The 14,087-nt window shown below is 64.8% G+C and carries 12 protein-coding genes; 4 read left to right on the top strand and 8 right to left on the bottom strand.

What is annotated here, in order from left to right; all coding sequences use genetic code 11:
• Nucleotides 1-31 precede the first annotated feature (31 nt).
• From lapB to cmk, 5 genes are all read right to left on the bottom strand, one after another.
• The gene (lapB, locus tag JMF82_RS02075) at nucleotides 32-1,207 is read right to left on the bottom strand and encodes a lipopolysaccharide assembly protein LapB (RefSeq protein WP_201312876.1); all 1,176 of its coding nucleotides are present in this window, start codon (nucleotides 1,205-1,207) and stop codon (nucleotides 32-34) included.
• Complete coding sequence (locus JMF82_RS02070; RefSeq protein WP_201312875.1) at nucleotides 1,204-1,464, bottom strand: LapA family protein; 261 nt, start codon at nucleotides 1,462-1,464, stop codon at nucleotides 1,204-1,206. The genes lapB and JMF82_RS02070 overlap by 4 nt, the downstream gene beginning before the upstream one ends.
• Before the next feature lie 179 nt (nucleotides 1,465-1,643).
• Nucleotides 1,644-1,931 (bottom strand): integration host factor subunit beta, encoded by a 288-nt coding sequence (locus JMF82_RS02065; protein ID WP_038617081.1) that lies wholly within the window; start codon nucleotides 1,929-1,931, stop codon nucleotides 1,644-1,646.
• Between the two features lie 73 nt (nucleotides 1,932-2,004).
• Complete coding sequence (rpsA, locus tag JMF82_RS02060) at nucleotides 2,005-3,678, bottom strand: 30S ribosomal protein S1 (RefSeq protein ID WP_111983471.1); 1,674 nt, start codon at nucleotides 3,676-3,678, stop codon at nucleotides 2,005-2,007.
• A 169-nt stretch (nucleotides 3,679-3,847) separates the two neighbouring features.
• Nucleotides 3,848-4,528 carry a (d)CMP kinase gene (cmk, locus tag JMF82_RS02055; protein ID WP_201312874.1) on the bottom strand — a complete coding sequence of 227 codons (681 nt, stop codon included), beginning with the start codon at nucleotides 4,526-4,528 and terminating at the stop codon, nucleotides 3,848-3,850.
• A 119-nt stretch (nucleotides 4,529-4,647) separates the two neighbouring features.
• Here cmk and JMF82_RS02050 point away from each other — a divergent pair, with 119 nt between their 5' ends.
• From JMF82_RS02050 to ykgO, 4 genes are all read left to right on the top strand, one after another.
• Complete coding sequence (locus tag JMF82_RS02050) at nucleotides 4,648-4,905, top strand: acyl-CoA-binding protein (RefSeq protein ID WP_201312873.1); 258 nt, start codon at nucleotides 4,648-4,650, stop codon at nucleotides 4,903-4,905.
• A 358-nt stretch (nucleotides 4,906-5,263) separates the two neighbouring features.
• Nucleotides 5,264-7,276 carry an NADPH-dependent 2,4-dienoyl-CoA reductase gene (locus JMF82_RS02045; protein ID WP_201312872.1) on the top strand — a complete coding sequence of 671 codons (2,013 nt, stop codon included), beginning with the start codon at nucleotides 5,264-5,266 and terminating at the stop codon, nucleotides 7,274-7,276.
• Between the two features lie 371 nt (nucleotides 7,277-7,647).
• Nucleotides 7,648-8,544 (top strand): LysR family transcriptional regulator, encoded by an 897-nt coding sequence (locus JMF82_RS02040; protein WP_201312871.1) that lies wholly within the window; start codon nucleotides 7,648-7,650, stop codon nucleotides 8,542-8,544.
• 150 nt (nucleotides 8,545-8,694) lie between these two features.
• Nucleotides 8,695-8,820, top strand: coding sequence for a type B 50S ribosomal protein L36 (gene ykgO / locus JMF82_RS02035; RefSeq protein ID WP_010342887.1), 126 nt, complete (start codon nucleotides 8,695-8,697; stop codon nucleotides 8,818-8,820).
• A gap of 352 nt (nucleotides 8,821-9,172) precedes the next feature.
• Here ykgO and greA read toward each other — a convergent pair whose 3' ends face one another.
• Genes greA through carA form a run of 3 tightly spaced genes read right to left on the bottom strand, consistent with a single transcriptional unit; the run spans nucleotide 9,173 to nucleotide 14,005 of the window.
• Complete coding sequence (gene greA, locus JMF82_RS02030) at nucleotides 9,173-9,652, bottom strand: transcription elongation factor GreA (RefSeq protein ID WP_201312870.1); 480 nt, start codon at nucleotides 9,650-9,652, stop codon at nucleotides 9,173-9,175.
• Entirely contained in the window at nucleotides 9,649-12,876 is a 3,228-nt protein-coding gene (carB, locus tag JMF82_RS02025) for a carbamoyl-phosphate synthase large subunit (RefSeq protein WP_201312869.1), read from the bottom strand. Before carB ends, greA begins: the two co-directional genes overlap by 4 nt.
• A complete protein-coding gene (gene carA / locus JMF82_RS02020; protein ID WP_201312868.1) occupies nucleotides 12,869-14,005 on the bottom strand; it encodes a glutamine-hydrolyzing carbamoyl-phosphate synthase small subunit in 1,137 nt (378 codons plus the stop codon). The genes carB and carA overlap by 8 nt, the downstream gene beginning before the upstream one ends.
• Nucleotides 14,006-14,087: the final 82 nt, after the last annotated feature.

Here is a 14,087-nt window from a genome sequence, read left to right as displayed (position 1 = left end):
TATCGCCAGCGAACTCGGACTCATCCGCGCCTCATTCGTTGGCGACACCATGGATCGGGCGGATCGTGCTCCAGCTCTTGCAGCTGGGGCACTGCCAGTGGTGCGCCTTGGCGCCGAAGCCACAGCGGCTGCAGCGATACATCGCCTGCCCTTCCAGCAGCTTCCTGGTGAGGTCGCGCAGGATGAGGAAGTTTTCCCGCGCTTCGCCTTCGATCTTGTCCATGGTGGCGTCGATCAATGCCATCAGGCCGCGCACCGAGGGACGCTGGCGAAGTTGCGACGTAAGGAACTCGATCGCGGTGCGCTCGCCGTCGCGCTGCTGGTACAGGCGCGTCAGCGCCAGCACCGGCGAAATGCCGTGATAGCGGTCGAGAATGTCGCGCAGGAAATGCTCCGCATGCTCCATCTGCTGCGATCGCGCGTAACTGTTGAGCAGCGGCGGCAGGATTTCCGGCACGAAGGCGATGTCCGCCTCCACCGCCTGCTCATAGGCGTTGGCGGCCTCGGCGTGCTGGCCTTCCTCGGCATAGAGGCGTCCGGTCAGCATGAAGGCGCGTACGCAATTCGCCTGGCAGGAGAACGCCTGGCGCAGGTATTCGCGCGCGTCCTGGCGTGCCCCGTGCTGTCGCGATTGCTCGGCCAGTTCGCAATAGAACTGCGCGACCATGTCGGCCTCGTCTTCGCCGGTCATGGCCTCCAGGCGGCGCGCGTGCTCGATCGCCTTGTGCCAGTCGCGCTCGTGCTGGTAGATCGCGATCAGGTGGCGCAGTGCCGAAGGCGCATGGGCGTCCATCGCCACCAGGTCGGAGAACAGCGTTTCCGCGCGGTCCAGCAAGCCGGCGCGCATGTAATCCTCACCCAGCTCCAGCAGCGCGACCGTTTTCATCGCGTCCGACAGGCCCGGGCGCGACACAAGGTGCTGGTGCAGGCGGATGGCTCGGTCCACTTCGCCTCGTCGACGGAACAGGTTGCCTAACGCTAAGTGCGTTTCCACCGTGTCCCGGTTGTATTCGGCCAGCTTGAGGAACACCTCGATGGCTTTGTCCTGCTCCTCGTTGAGCAGGTAGTTGAGGCCGCGGAAGTAATCGGACGACAGCTCGCTGACCTGCGCGCCCGAGCGGCGCGCGCCCGCCTTCCTGGCCGTCAGCCAGCCACTGGCGAACGCTGCGGGCACCAGCAGGATGAGAACGTACTGAAGTGCGCTCATGCGCCGGCCGGCGAAGTCTTGGTCTTGCTGGCGGGCGACTGGCGACGCTGGCGCTGGTGGCGGAAGCTGACGCCCAGCCATGCGGTGAGCCCGCCCAGCAGCCAGCCGATCACCAGGGCCAGCAGCAAGGCCGCACCCTTGGGCAGCTCCATCCGGGCAAAGCCGAGGTCATAGCCGACGAGGTCGGCATTCAAGGCTCCCAGCACAATGCCGGCGGCAATGAAAAGCAGGAGGATCAGCGTCACGATCAGTCGCATGCGGCGACTTTAACCGATTGCCGATGGCCGGCACAGGCAGGGATCCGCTCGTCCGTTCAGAAACCGGGCGGGCCACCGCTTCGAGCATGGCGATTGGCAGGATGCGGGCAAAAAAGAAGGCAGGACGACGCATCGCCGCCTGCCTTCGTCGATCTTTCAGCGAGACCCGCGAGCGGGTATCAGACGAGATCCATGTTGACGCGCTCGCGCAGTTCCTTGCCCGGCTTGAAGTGCGGGACATGCTTGCCCGGCAGAGCAACCGCTTCACCCGTCTTGGGATTGCGGCCCATGCGCGGCGGGCGGTAGTGCAGCGCGAAGCTGCCGAAACCGCGGACCTCGATGCGCTCGCCATGGGACAGAGCATGGCTCATCTGTTCGATCACGCTTTTGACTGCCAGCTCCACATCAGCGAACGCGAGATGGGTCTGACGCCGTGCCAGCGCCTCGATCAATTCGGATTTGGTCATGGGTCCCCAATGTCCGTGACGTGAACCAAACAGGGCGGCCACGTGGCCGCCCTGCCTTTCCTTCTGCTACTGCTTAGTCAGCCTTGTTGAGCTGCTCCTTGAGCAGCGCACCGAGCTTCGTCGTACCGCCGGAGGCGTTCGAGTACTCGGCCATGGCGTCGTGCAGTTCTTCTTCGTCCTTCGCGCGGATCGACAGCTGCAGCTGGCGGCCCTTGCGGTCCATGCCGGTGAACTTGGCTTCGACCTTGTCGCCGACCTTCAGATGCTGGGTGGCGTCGTCAATGCGCTCCTTGGCGATGTCGTTGGCGCGCAGGTAACCCTCCACGCCCTCGCCCAGATCGATCACGGCGCCCTTGGCGTCCACTTCCTTCACGGTGCCATTGACGATGGTGCCGCGCGGGTTGGTGGCCATGAACTGACCGAACGGATCCTGCTCCATCTGCTTGATGCCGAGGGAGATGCGCTCGCGCTCCGGATCCACGGCCAGCACCACGGCCTCGATCTCGTCGCCCTTCTTGAAGTTGCGCACGAGGTCTTCGCCGGAAGCCTGCCAGGAGATGTCGGACAGGTGGACCAGGCCGTCGATGCCGCCGTCCAGGCCGATGAAGATGCCGAAGTCGGTGATCGACTTGATCTGGCCGGACACCTTGTCGCCCTTCTTGTGCATGGCGGCGAAGGCTTCCCACGGGTTCGAGCGGGTTTGCTTGATACCCAGCGAGATGCGGCGACGCTCTTCATCCACGTCCAGCACCATCACTTCGGTCTCGTCGCCGACCTGCACCACCTTGGCCGGGTTGACGTTCTTGTTGGTCCAGTCCATTTCGGAGACGTGGACCAGGCCTTCCACGCCCGGCTCGATCTCGACGAAGCAACCGTAGTCGGTCACGTTGGAGACCTTGCCGAACAGGCGGCTGCCGACCGGGTAGCGGCGGGCGATGGCGACCCACGGGTCGTCGCCCAGCTGCTTGAGGCCCAGCGACACGCGGTTGCGCTCGCGGTCGTACTTGAGCACGCGGACGTCCAGCTCGTCGCCGACGTTAACGACTTCGGACGGATGACGCACGCGCTTCCACGCCATGTCGGTGATGTGCAGCAGGCCGTCGATGCCGCCCAGGTCCACGAACGCGCCGTAGTCGGTGAGGTTCTTGACCGTGCCCTTGACCACCGCGCCTTCGGTCAGGCGCTCCAGCAGCTTCTCGCGCTCCTCGGAGAACTCGGTCTCGACGACGGCGCGGCGGCTGACCACCACGTTGTTGCGCTTGCGGTCGAGCTTGATGATCTTGAACTCGAGGTCCTTGCCTTCCAGGTAGACCGGATCGCGGACCGGACGCACGTCGACCAGGGAGCCCGGCAGGAACGCGCGGACGTCCTTGATGTCGACGGTGAAGCCGCCCTTGACCTTGCCGGAGATCTTGCCGGTGATGGTCTCTTCCTTGTCGAAGGCCGCCTCGAGGTCGTCCCACACCATGGAACGCTTGGCCTTCTCGCGGGAGAGCTTGGTCTCGCCGAAGCCGTCTTCGAGGGCGTCGAGGGCAACCTTCACCTCGTCGCCAACCTGCACTTCCAGCTCACCACCCTCGTCCTTGAACTGCTCGATCGGGACGATGCCTTCGCTCTTGAGGCCAGCGTTGATCACGACGACGTCGTTGCGGATTTCCACAACGATACCGGTGACGATGGCGCCCGGCTTCAGCTTGGAGATGGCCTGTTGGCTCTGTTCAAACAGCTCGGCAAAACTTTCAGTCATGTTGATTCCAGAAATGAGAAAAGGCCTTAGGTCCTGTGCCCGCCATGAATGAACTGGCGTACGGACGGTCGGCCCACCGGTTATGGGTGTCGCGGGATAAATCCCTTGTCACCGTTGACCCAATCACCCCTGATCTCGTCAGGGGCACCAAAAGCCGTCGGCAACCCGTTCAGGGCTGCACGACAGCCAATACTTTCGCCACGACGTCCTCGATGCCCATGCCGGTGGTGTCGATGAAAACCGCATCCGCGGCCGGCTTGAGCGGCGCGACTGTCCGCGAGGCATCGCGGGCGTCACGCGCTTCGATCTCGCGCTGAAGGGTAGCAAGTGTAACGCTCAGCCCCTTTTCCTTCAACTGCTTATAGCGTCTTTTGGCCCGTTCGGCGGCACTGGCGGTGAGGAACACCTTGTACGGGGCGTCCGGGAAGATCACGGTGCCCATGTCGCGACCGTCCGCCACCAGCCCCGGGGCCTTGCGGAAGGCCAGCTGCATGTCCACAAGTGCTTGACGGACCGAGGGAATCGAGGCGATGGCCGAGGCTGCGGCTCCCGCCGTTTCGGTACGCAACTCGTCGGTGGCGTCGTGGCCATTGACGAGTACCCGGGTATCGCTGCCGTCGGCGGCGGCGTGGAACCGGATCCTGGTGGTCTGGGCGCAGCGGGTCATGGCGTCCACGTCCGACAGATCCAGCCCCTCGGCACCCGCCGCATAGCCCACCGCGCGATACAGCGCCCCCGAGTCCAGCAGCCGCCAGCCCAGCTTTTCGGCCACCAGGCGGCTGATGGTGCCTTTGCCCGATCCCGACGGTCCGTCGATGGTCAGCACGGGAACGGACGCGGATGGGCTCATGGGGTCTCCTGACGGCGGCGAAAGAAAACGCATATGCTATCGCGTTGGTCCTCGCACGGAACGCGGGTTGTCCAGTTACCTCCCTCCTAAAGTCCGTCCGAACCATGCAAGTCCACACCATGACCGATCTGCGCCGTGAATTTGAACAGGCCGCCGAAGACATCCAGCGGCTTGGCCAGCGGCCGGACAATGACACCCTGCTCAAGCTTTACGCGCTCTACAAGCAGGGCTCCGAGGGAGACATCCACGGTGACCAGCCAGGCTTCTTCGATTTCGTAGGCACCGCCAAGTACGAGGCCTGGGCGCAGCTGCGCGGCGTTTCCGCAGATGAGGCGATGCAACGCTATATCGAGCTGGTGCGCGAGTTGCTGGGCTGACCCGCCCTGTCCGCCTCCCCCTTGCAGGAGCGCACCCAGTGCGCGACCACCTTTCGCCCAGGTCTTTCCTGCCCTCCCTCTCCGCGTGGGCGGAACGGATGACGAAACGCGCAGAACGCGGCCGCTAGCACTGGAAGGACGGGCGTGGCCAGTCCTCCAGGTCCTTCGTTGCAAGTCTCGGTCCGCACTTCGCCCCTCCTTCCCTTGGGGAGCCGGCTGGCGATGAGGGTGGGTGCGCGCGGCCACGTTGCCTATCTCTGCAGGAGCGCCCTTCTCCATGGCGCGCACTTTCCCCTTGCTTTCAAACGCCTCCAGCAGGCACATTCATACGATCGTTTGAACTTCGCGACGGTCTGCCATGGATTTCCCCCGCCTGTTCTCCCCCTTGGACCTCGGGCACACCACCCTGCCCAACCGCATCCTGATGGGTTCGATGCATACGGGCCTGGAGGACAAGGCGGCCGACTTCGACAAGCTCGCGAGGTATTTCGCCGAGCGCGCCCGCGGCGGGGTGGGCCTGATGGTGACCGGCGGCATCGCGCCGAGCATCGAAGGATGGCTGAAGCCCTTCGGCGGGCGCCTGACCATGCCATGGCATGTGGGCCGGCACCGCAAGCTGACCCGGGCCGTGCATGCGGAAGGCGGCAAGCTGTGCATGCAGATCCTGCATGCGGGGCGCTATGGCTATCACCCGCTTTCGGTGGCGCCATCGAAGATCAGGTCGCCAATCACGCCGTTTACGCCGCGCGCTCTTTCTTCGCGGGCCGTCGAGCGCACCATCGGCGATTTCGTCCGCTGCGCGAAACTCGCGCAGGACGCCGGTTACGACGGCGTCGAAGTGATGGGTTCGGAAGGCTATTTGATCAACCAGTTCCTCGCAGCGCGCACCAACCAGCGCAATGACGCATGGGGCGGCAGCGCGGAAAAACGCATGCGCTTGCCTATCGACATCGTGCGTCGCACGCGCCAAGCCGTGGGCCGCGACTTCATCATCATCTACCGCCTGTCGATGCTCGACCTGGTGGACAACGCGCAGGACTGGAGCGAGATCGTCACGCTGGCCAAGGCCATCGAAGCGGCAGGCGCCAGCATCATCAACACTGGCATCGGCTGGCACGAAGCGCGCGTGCCCACCATCGTCACCAGCGTGCCGCGCGGCGGTTTTGCCTGGGTGACGAAGAAGCTCAAGGGCGAGGTCTCGATCCCGCTGATCACCACCAACCGCATCAACATGCCCGAGGTCGCCGAGCAAATTCTGGCCAGTGGCGAAGCGGACATGGTGTCGATGGCGCGGCCGCTGCTGGCTGACCCGGAATGGCCCAACAAGGCGAAGGCCGGCCACAGCGAGCGCATCAATACGTGCATTGCGTGCAACCAGGCGTGTCTCGATCATGTCTTCCAGAACCGTCGGGCGAGCTGCCTGCTCAACCCGCGCGCCTGCCACGAGACCGAGCTGCGCATCGAGCCGGTGTCCACGCGCAAGAACATCGCGGTAGTCGGCGCGGGCCCTGCCGGTCTCGCCTGCGCAACGACGCTGGCCGAACGCGGCCATGCGGTGACGCTGATCGACCAGTCCAGCGACATCGGCGGCCAGTTCAACTACGCCAAGCGCATTCCCGGCAAGGAAGAATTCCACGAGACGCTGCGCTATTTCCGCCATCGCCTCGAGGACACCGGCGTCACCGTCAAGCTCGGGCATGCGGCGGATGCAAAGACCTTGACGCAGCATGATGAAGTCGTGGTCGCCACCGGCATCACGCCGCGTCGCATCCACTTCCCCGGCAGCGATGATCCACGCATTCTCAGCTATCTGGACGTGCTGGCTCGCGACAGACCGGTCGGCCCTCGCGTTGCCATCATCGGCGCGGGCGGCATCGGGTTCGACGTCGCGGAATTCCTCGTCGAGCAGCAACCTTCGCCGACGCTGGACGTCACGCGATGGACGCGCGAATGGGGCGTGGATATGCAACTGGATACGCGAGGCGGGTTGGCTCCCGCAAAGCCCGAAGCACCGGCGCGACAGGTATGGCTGCTCCAGCGCAGCGAAGGACGTCCCGGCGCGCGCCTCAACAAGACGACCGGCTGGGTGCATCGCGCCACGCTGAAGGCCAAGGGCGTCGCCATGCTTGGCGGTGTCGCCTACGAACGTTTCGACGATGAGGGGCTGCACATCACCGTCGACGGGCAGCTAAAGGTGCTGCCGGTGGATAACGTGGTCATCTGCGCCGGACAGGAACCCAACCGCAGCTTGGCGGACGAATTGATCCAGGCAGGCGTCAGAACGCACGTCATCGGTGGCGCCGATGTGGCCGCCGAACTCGATGCCAAGCGCGCGATCGACCAGGGGACGCGGTTGGCCGCCACGCTGTAGGGCCATTGCACGCCGCGCCGTCGTGGGAGCGCACCGTGTGCGCGACCGCAGCCATATGGATCTCGGCCCGTTCGGCCGTCGCGCACAGGGTGCGCTCCCACACATTGCAAACCGCGGAAACAACAACGCCCGGCTCGAAGGCCGGGCGTTGTGCCTGGAAAAGAAAGCGCCCCGCTGGGCGACGCGTCGATATGGGTCAGGGGGGAGGAAGACCAGATATCGCGGGGATAGCGTCGCAGCGGGGCGAGGGTCGCCGCCACCTGGGGGGAGGGGACGGTGGCGGGACGGAAGTCATCTTATGATCGACCCGTTATAGAAACAAATATATATTTAGGGCCCAACTTATTCGATATCCATATTAAAGCCTTCCCATGTTCGACTTCCGTCAGCTTCGTTATTTTGTAACGGTCGCAGAGGAGCTGAGCTTCACTCGCGCAGCCCAGCGCCTGTACATTTCGCAGCCCCCTCTTTCCCAGCAGATACAGTCACTTGAGAACGATCTCGGGGTCCGCCTGCTGGAGCGCAACAAACGTAATGTCTCCCTGACCGAACCCGGCAAACTGTTCCTCGAACAGGCCCGCCAGATCCTGGACAAGGCCGAGGAGGCCCGCGCCCAGATGGCCGATGCCGCCACCGGGTTCAGCGGGAAGCTGCGGCTGGCCTATACGGTCTCGGTGACCTTCCACCCCGCCCTGCCCCAGACCCTGTTGCGCTATCGCAGCTTCGCGCCGCAGGTGCGCCTGATCCTCAGCGAGATGTACACCGAGCAGCAGTACGCGGCGCTGCTGGCAGGCGAATTGGACGTGGGCTTCGTGCGCGACGAGCCTGAACACCCCGGCATGGCGCGACATCTGCGGCTGGACGTGATCGATCGCGAGCCCTTGCTGCTGGCTCTTCCCTCGAATCATCCCCTGGCCGGGCGGGAGAGCATCTGGCTGCGTGAAGCGGCCATGGAGGCCTTCGTGGTCCAGCCCCGTGAACTGGCGGCCACCCTGTACGACCGCCTGGCCCAGATCGCGGCCAAGGCCAACTTCCACCCGCAGATCCGCCAGCACGCCCAGCAGATCAATGGCCTGCTGGTGCTGGTGGCCGCCGGCATGGGCCTCGCCCTGGTGCCCGCGTCCATGCGGTCCGTGAGCCTGCCGGGCGTGAGTTACCTGCGGCTGGAGGACCCGGACGCCTATATGCTCCTCGCCCTTGCCAGCCGGGTCGACGACCCTTCGCCGGTGGTCCGTCGTTTCCTTAGCGCCATGACGGAGCCGGAGTAGGCGTTTGCCTTGAGGGGCGGCGGCGAGCGGTCCTGTATCGCCCAGCTGCGCGCCGTTTTTGTCCTGCGGCCCAAGGACTTGTGTCAAGCCAGCAAATTGTTTACTATTTCTGTCTTGTCTTTTTCTTATCGTTAGTTTCAGGAGCTGGCCGTGAAGGTGCTTTCCTCTTTGAAGTCCGCCAAGGCGCGGCACCGTGACTGCAAGGTTGTGCGTCGTCGCGGCAAGGTGTTCGTGATCTGCAAGAGCAACCCGCGTTTCAAGGCCCGTCAGCGCTAATTCCTAGCTGCGATGAGTCGACGAAAAGGGCCGCGCGAGCGGCCCTTTTTTGTTGCCACCGCCCCGCACCGATAGTGGTAGGAGCGCACCCAGTGCGCGACCGCAGCGCCTCGTCGTTCCCATTCCTCCGCTTGGCGTGGCGGTTCACCTGCAGTCGATACCCTGGAATCTCGCCCGTACGGCACCTGCAAAAAAAGGCCGCTTGCGCGGCCTTTTTTGCTTCATCCATGAGAAGCATGCTGCCTACGACAACCTGCCGAAGCGGTACCACCAGGCTCCGTGGTCGCGCACTGGGTGCGCTCCTACTGGATGCGGCGACGAACTCCCGGCGTGGCGCCAAGCAGCGACGCACTTACCCGGCGTAGCGGACGCCGGTGATTTCGTAGCGCTTGATGCCGTTGGGCGCCTTGAACTCGAAGCTGTCGCCTTCGCTCTTGCCGATCAGTGCACGCGCGATGGGCGACGACACCGCGATCAGACGCTGCTTGATGTCGGCTTCCAGGTCACCCACGATCTGGTACGTCACCGCGTCGCCGCTTTCCTCGTCTTCCAGATCGACCGTAGCGCCAAACACCACGCGAGTGCCAGCCGCCAGGCGGCTGACGTCGATGACTTCCGCGGTGGACAGTGCTGCTTCCAGCTCGGCGATGCGGCCCTCGATGAAGCTCTGCTGCTCGCGCGCGGCGTGGTACTCGGCGTTCTCCTTGAGATCGCCGTGCGCACGGGCCTCGGCGATGGCCGCGATGATGCGCGGCCGATCGCTCGACTTCAGTTTCTCCAGCTCGCCGCGAAGACGCTCTGAACCCGTCTTGGTGATGGGAGCGCGACTCATGCCTTCAGTTCCTTGTGCAGTTCCTGCAGGCTGTGCACCGAGCCGTCGCCGTGGTAATCCAGCGAATGCACCAGTGCGCGGGCGCCTGCCACCGTGGTGGAGTACGTGACGCGCTGCTGCAGGGCCTCGCGCCGGATCGAGAACGAGTCGGCGATCGCCTGCTTGCCCTCGGTGGTGTTGACGATATAGACGATCTCGCCGTTCTTGATCAGGTCGACGATGTGCGGGCGACCCTCGATCACCTTGTTGATGCGCTCGCAGGTCACGCCATGCTCGGCCAGGTACTTGGCCGTGCCTTCGGTGGCGACCAGGCTGAAGCCCTTCTCGAGCACCTCGCGCGCGACCGGCAGCAGTCGATCCTTGTCGGCATCGCGCACCGACACGAACACCTTGCCCTTCGGCGGCGTCTTGATGCCGGCAGCGTCGTGACCGCGCGCGAACGCGGCGCCGAAGCTGCGGCCCACGCCCATCACCTCGCCGGTGGAGCGCATTTCGGGGCCGAGGATGGGGTCGACGTTCTGGAACTTCAGGAACGGGAAGATCGCTTCCTTCACCGAGTAGTACCCGGGGATCACTTCGCGGGTGGTGCCCTGGGCGACCAGCGAACGGCCGGCCATCGCGCGCGCCGCGATCTTGGCCAGCGGCACGCCGGTGGCCTTGGACACGAACGGCACGGTGCGCGAGGCACGTGGGTTCACTTCAAGGATGTACACGGTGTCGCCCTGGATGGCGAACTGGGTGTTCATCAAGCCGACGACCTTCAGTTCCTTCGCCATCGCCGTGACCTGGCGGCGCATTTCGTCCTGCACCTCGGTCGTGAGCGAGTACGGCGGCAGCGAGCAGGAGGAGTCGCCGGAGTGGACGCCGGCCTCTTCGATATGCTCCATGATGCCGCCAACCAGCACGTTGCCGTCGGCGTCGGCGATGATGTCCACGTCCACTTCGACCGCGTGGTCGAGGAAGCGATCCAGCAGCACCGGCGAATCGTTCGACACCTGCACCGCTTCGCGGATGTAGCGCGAGAGATCGGCATCGCCATAGACGATTTCCATCGCACGACCGCCCAGCACGTAGCTCGGACGAACCACCAGCGGATAGCCAATCTCGCGGGCCGAGGCCAGCGCTTCATCCGGCGTACGCGCGGTGCGGTTCGGCGGCTGCTTCAGGCCGATCTTCTCGATCATCTGCTGGAAGCGCTCGCGGTCTTCGGCGAGGTCGATGCTGTCGGGCGAGGTGCCGATCACCGGCGCGCCAGCCGCTTCAAGCGCGCGTGCAAGCTTGAGTGGCGTCTGGCCGCCGTACTGCACGATCACGCCCTTGGGCTTTTCAAGGTCGACGATTTCCAGCACGTCTTCCAGCGTCAGCGGCTCGAAGTACAGGCGGTCGGAGGTGTCGTAGTCGGTCGACACGGTTTCCGGGTTGCAGTTGACCATGATGGTTTCGAAACCATCCTCGCGCAGCGCGAGTGCCGCATGCACGCAGCAGTAGTCGAACTCGATGCCCTGGCCGATGCGGTTCGGACCACCGCCGAGCACGATGATCTTGTCGCGGTCGGTCGGGTTGGCTTCGCACTCTTCCTCGTAGGTCGAGTACATGTAGGCCGTGGTGGTAGCGAACTCGGCGGCGCAGGAATCCACGCGCTTGTACACCGGACGCACGCCCAGCGTGCGGCGCAGGTGACGCATCGCGGCTTCGTTGGTGTCCAGCAGTTCGGCCAGGCGCGCATCGGAGAAGCCCATGCGCTTGAGCTCGCGCATGCGCAGCGCATCGAGCGCGGTGACGCCCTGCGCCTGCACTTCCTTCTCGGTCAGCACGATGTCTTCGAATGCCGCCAGGAACCAGGGATCGACGCGGCTGAGGCTGTACACCTCGTCCAGCGTAAGCCCGGCGCGGAACGCATCGGCAAGATGGAACACGCGGTCCGGACGCGGCTCGCGCAGCTCGCGCTTGAGCGCGTTGACGCCTTCGTCCGTGGTGAGGTCCAAGCCGGTCGGGTTGAGGCCGGTCTTGCCGATCTCCAGGCCACGCAGCGCCTTCTGCAGCGATTCGTGGAAGGTGCGGCCCATCGCCATCACCTCGCCCACCGACTTCATCTGCGTGGTGAGGCGGGCGTCGGCGGACGGGAACTTCTCGAACGCGAAGCGCGGAATCTTGGTGACGACGTAGTCGATGGTCGGCTCGAACGACGCCGGGGTCAGGCCGCCGGTGATGTCGTTCTTGAGTTCGTCCAGCGTGTAGCCCACGGCGAGCTTCGCGGCGATCTTGGCGATCGGGAAGCCGGTGGCCTTGGAGGCCAGCGCCGAGGAGCGCGACACGCGCGGATTCATCTCGATGACCACCACGCGACCGTTCTCGGCATTGATGCCGAACTGCACGTTGGAGCCGCCGGTATCCACGCCGATCTTGCGCAGCACCGCGATGGAGGCATCGCGCAGGCGCTGGTATTCCTTGTCGGTGAGCGTCTGCGCCGGCGCGACGGTGATCGAGTCGCCGGTATGCACGCCCATCGGATCGAGGTTTTCGATCGAGCACACGATGATGCAGTTGTCCGCCTTGTCACGGACCACTTCCATCTCGAATTCCTTCCAGCCGAGCACGGATTCCTCGACCAGCACCTCGCCCACCGGCGAGAGCTCCAGGCCGCGCTTGACGATCTCCTCGAACTCTTCGCGGTTGTAGGCAATGCCACCGCCCGAGCCGCCGAGCGTGAAGCTGGGGCGGATGATGGTCGGGTAGCCCACCTTGGCCTGCGTCACCAGCGCCTGCTCGAAGGTGCGGACCACTTCGGCCTTCGGGCACTCCAGGCCGATCTCGGCCATGGCCACGCGGAACAGCTCGCGGTCTTCGGCCATGCGGATGGCTTCGCGCGAAGCGCCGATCAGCTCGACGTGGTACTTCTCCAGCACGCCGTGGTCGGCGAGGTCGAGCGCGCAATTGAGGCCGGTCTGGCCGCCCATGGTGGGCAGCACCGCGTCCGGGCGCTCCTTGGCGATGATGCGCTCCACCGTCTGCCAGTTGATCGGCTCGATGTAGACGGCGTCGGCCGTCTCCGGATCGGTCATGATCGTGGCGGGGTTGGAGTTCACCAGGATGACGCGGTAACCCTCTTCCTTCAGCGCCTTGCAGGCCTGTGCGCCCGAGTAGTCGAACTCGCAGGCCTGGCCGATCACGATCGGGCCGGCGCCGATGATGAGGATGCTCTTGATATCGGTGCGCTTAGCCATTCGTGCGGGCCTCCTGCATCAGTGCGGCAAAACGATCAAACAGGTAGCCGATGTCGTGCGGACCCGGGCTCGCTTCCGGGTGGCCCTGGAAGCAGAACGCAGGACGGTCGGTGAGCGCGAAGCCCTGCAGCGAACCATCGAACAGCGAGGTGTGGGTGACGCGCACGTTCGCCGGCAGCGTGGCCGGATCGACGGCGAAGCCGTGGTTCTGCGAGGTAATCAGCACGCGGCCGTCGTCGAGATCCTTCACCGGATGGTTCGCGCCGTGGTGGCCGAACTTCATCTTCAGCGTCTTGGCGCCAACGGCCAGGCCCATGATCTGGTGGCCCAGGCAGATGCCGAACAGCGGGATCTTCGCGTCCAGGAACTGGCGCGTGGCTTCCACGGCGTAGTCGCAGGCCGCCGGGTCGCCGGGGCCGTTGGAGAGGAACACGCCATCGGGCTTCATCGCCAGCACGTCGGCGGCCGGCGTCTGCGCGGGCACCACGGTGATGTCGCAGCCCTGCTCGGCCAGCAGGCGCAGGATGTTGTACTTCACGCCATAGTCGTAAGCCACGACCTTGAAGCGTTTGGACGGCTGATTGAAGCGCGTGCGGTCGAGGTCGTAGATGCCCTCGTTCCACGGGTAGGACTCACCGACGCTGACCACCTTGGCCAGGTCCATGCCGTTCAGGCCCGGGAAGGCGCGCGCCTTGGCCAGCGCGGCCTCGGCGTCGACCGTCTCGCCGGCCACGATGCAGCCGTTGAGCGCGCCCTTGTCGCGCAGGATGCGGGTCAGGCGACGCGTGTCGATGCCGGCGATGGCGACGATGTTATGGCGCTTGAGGTAATCGGGCAGGCTTTCGGCGCTGCGCCAGTTGCTCGCGCGACGCGGCACGTCGCGAACGATCAGGCCGGCGGCGTGCACGGTATCGGACTCTTCGTCCTCGACGTTCACGCCGGTGTTGCCGATGTGCGGATACGTGAGGGTAACGATCTGTTTGGCGTACGAGGGATCGGTGAGGATCTCCTGGTAGCCGGTCATGGCGGTGTTGAAAACCACCTCGCCGACGGTTTCACCAGTCGCACCCACGGCGTGGCCGTGGAATACGCTGCCGTCTTCGAGGGCAAGCAGAGCAGGAATAGGCATGGGAGGGCCGCCTTTAGGTGCAGCAAAGTCCGCAAGCCGCTGCATGGCAGCTTGTGGACCTTGGTCGAGGAACGTTTCAGGG

The sequence above is a fragment of the Dyella sp. EPa41 genome (assembly GCF_016586165.1).
Classification (GTDB): Bacteria; Pseudomonadota; Gammaproteobacteria; order Xanthomonadales; family Rhodanobacteraceae; genus Dyella.
Note: the sequence above shows the minus strand (reverse complement) of the source record. Positions and strands in the feature narration are given on the sequence as shown.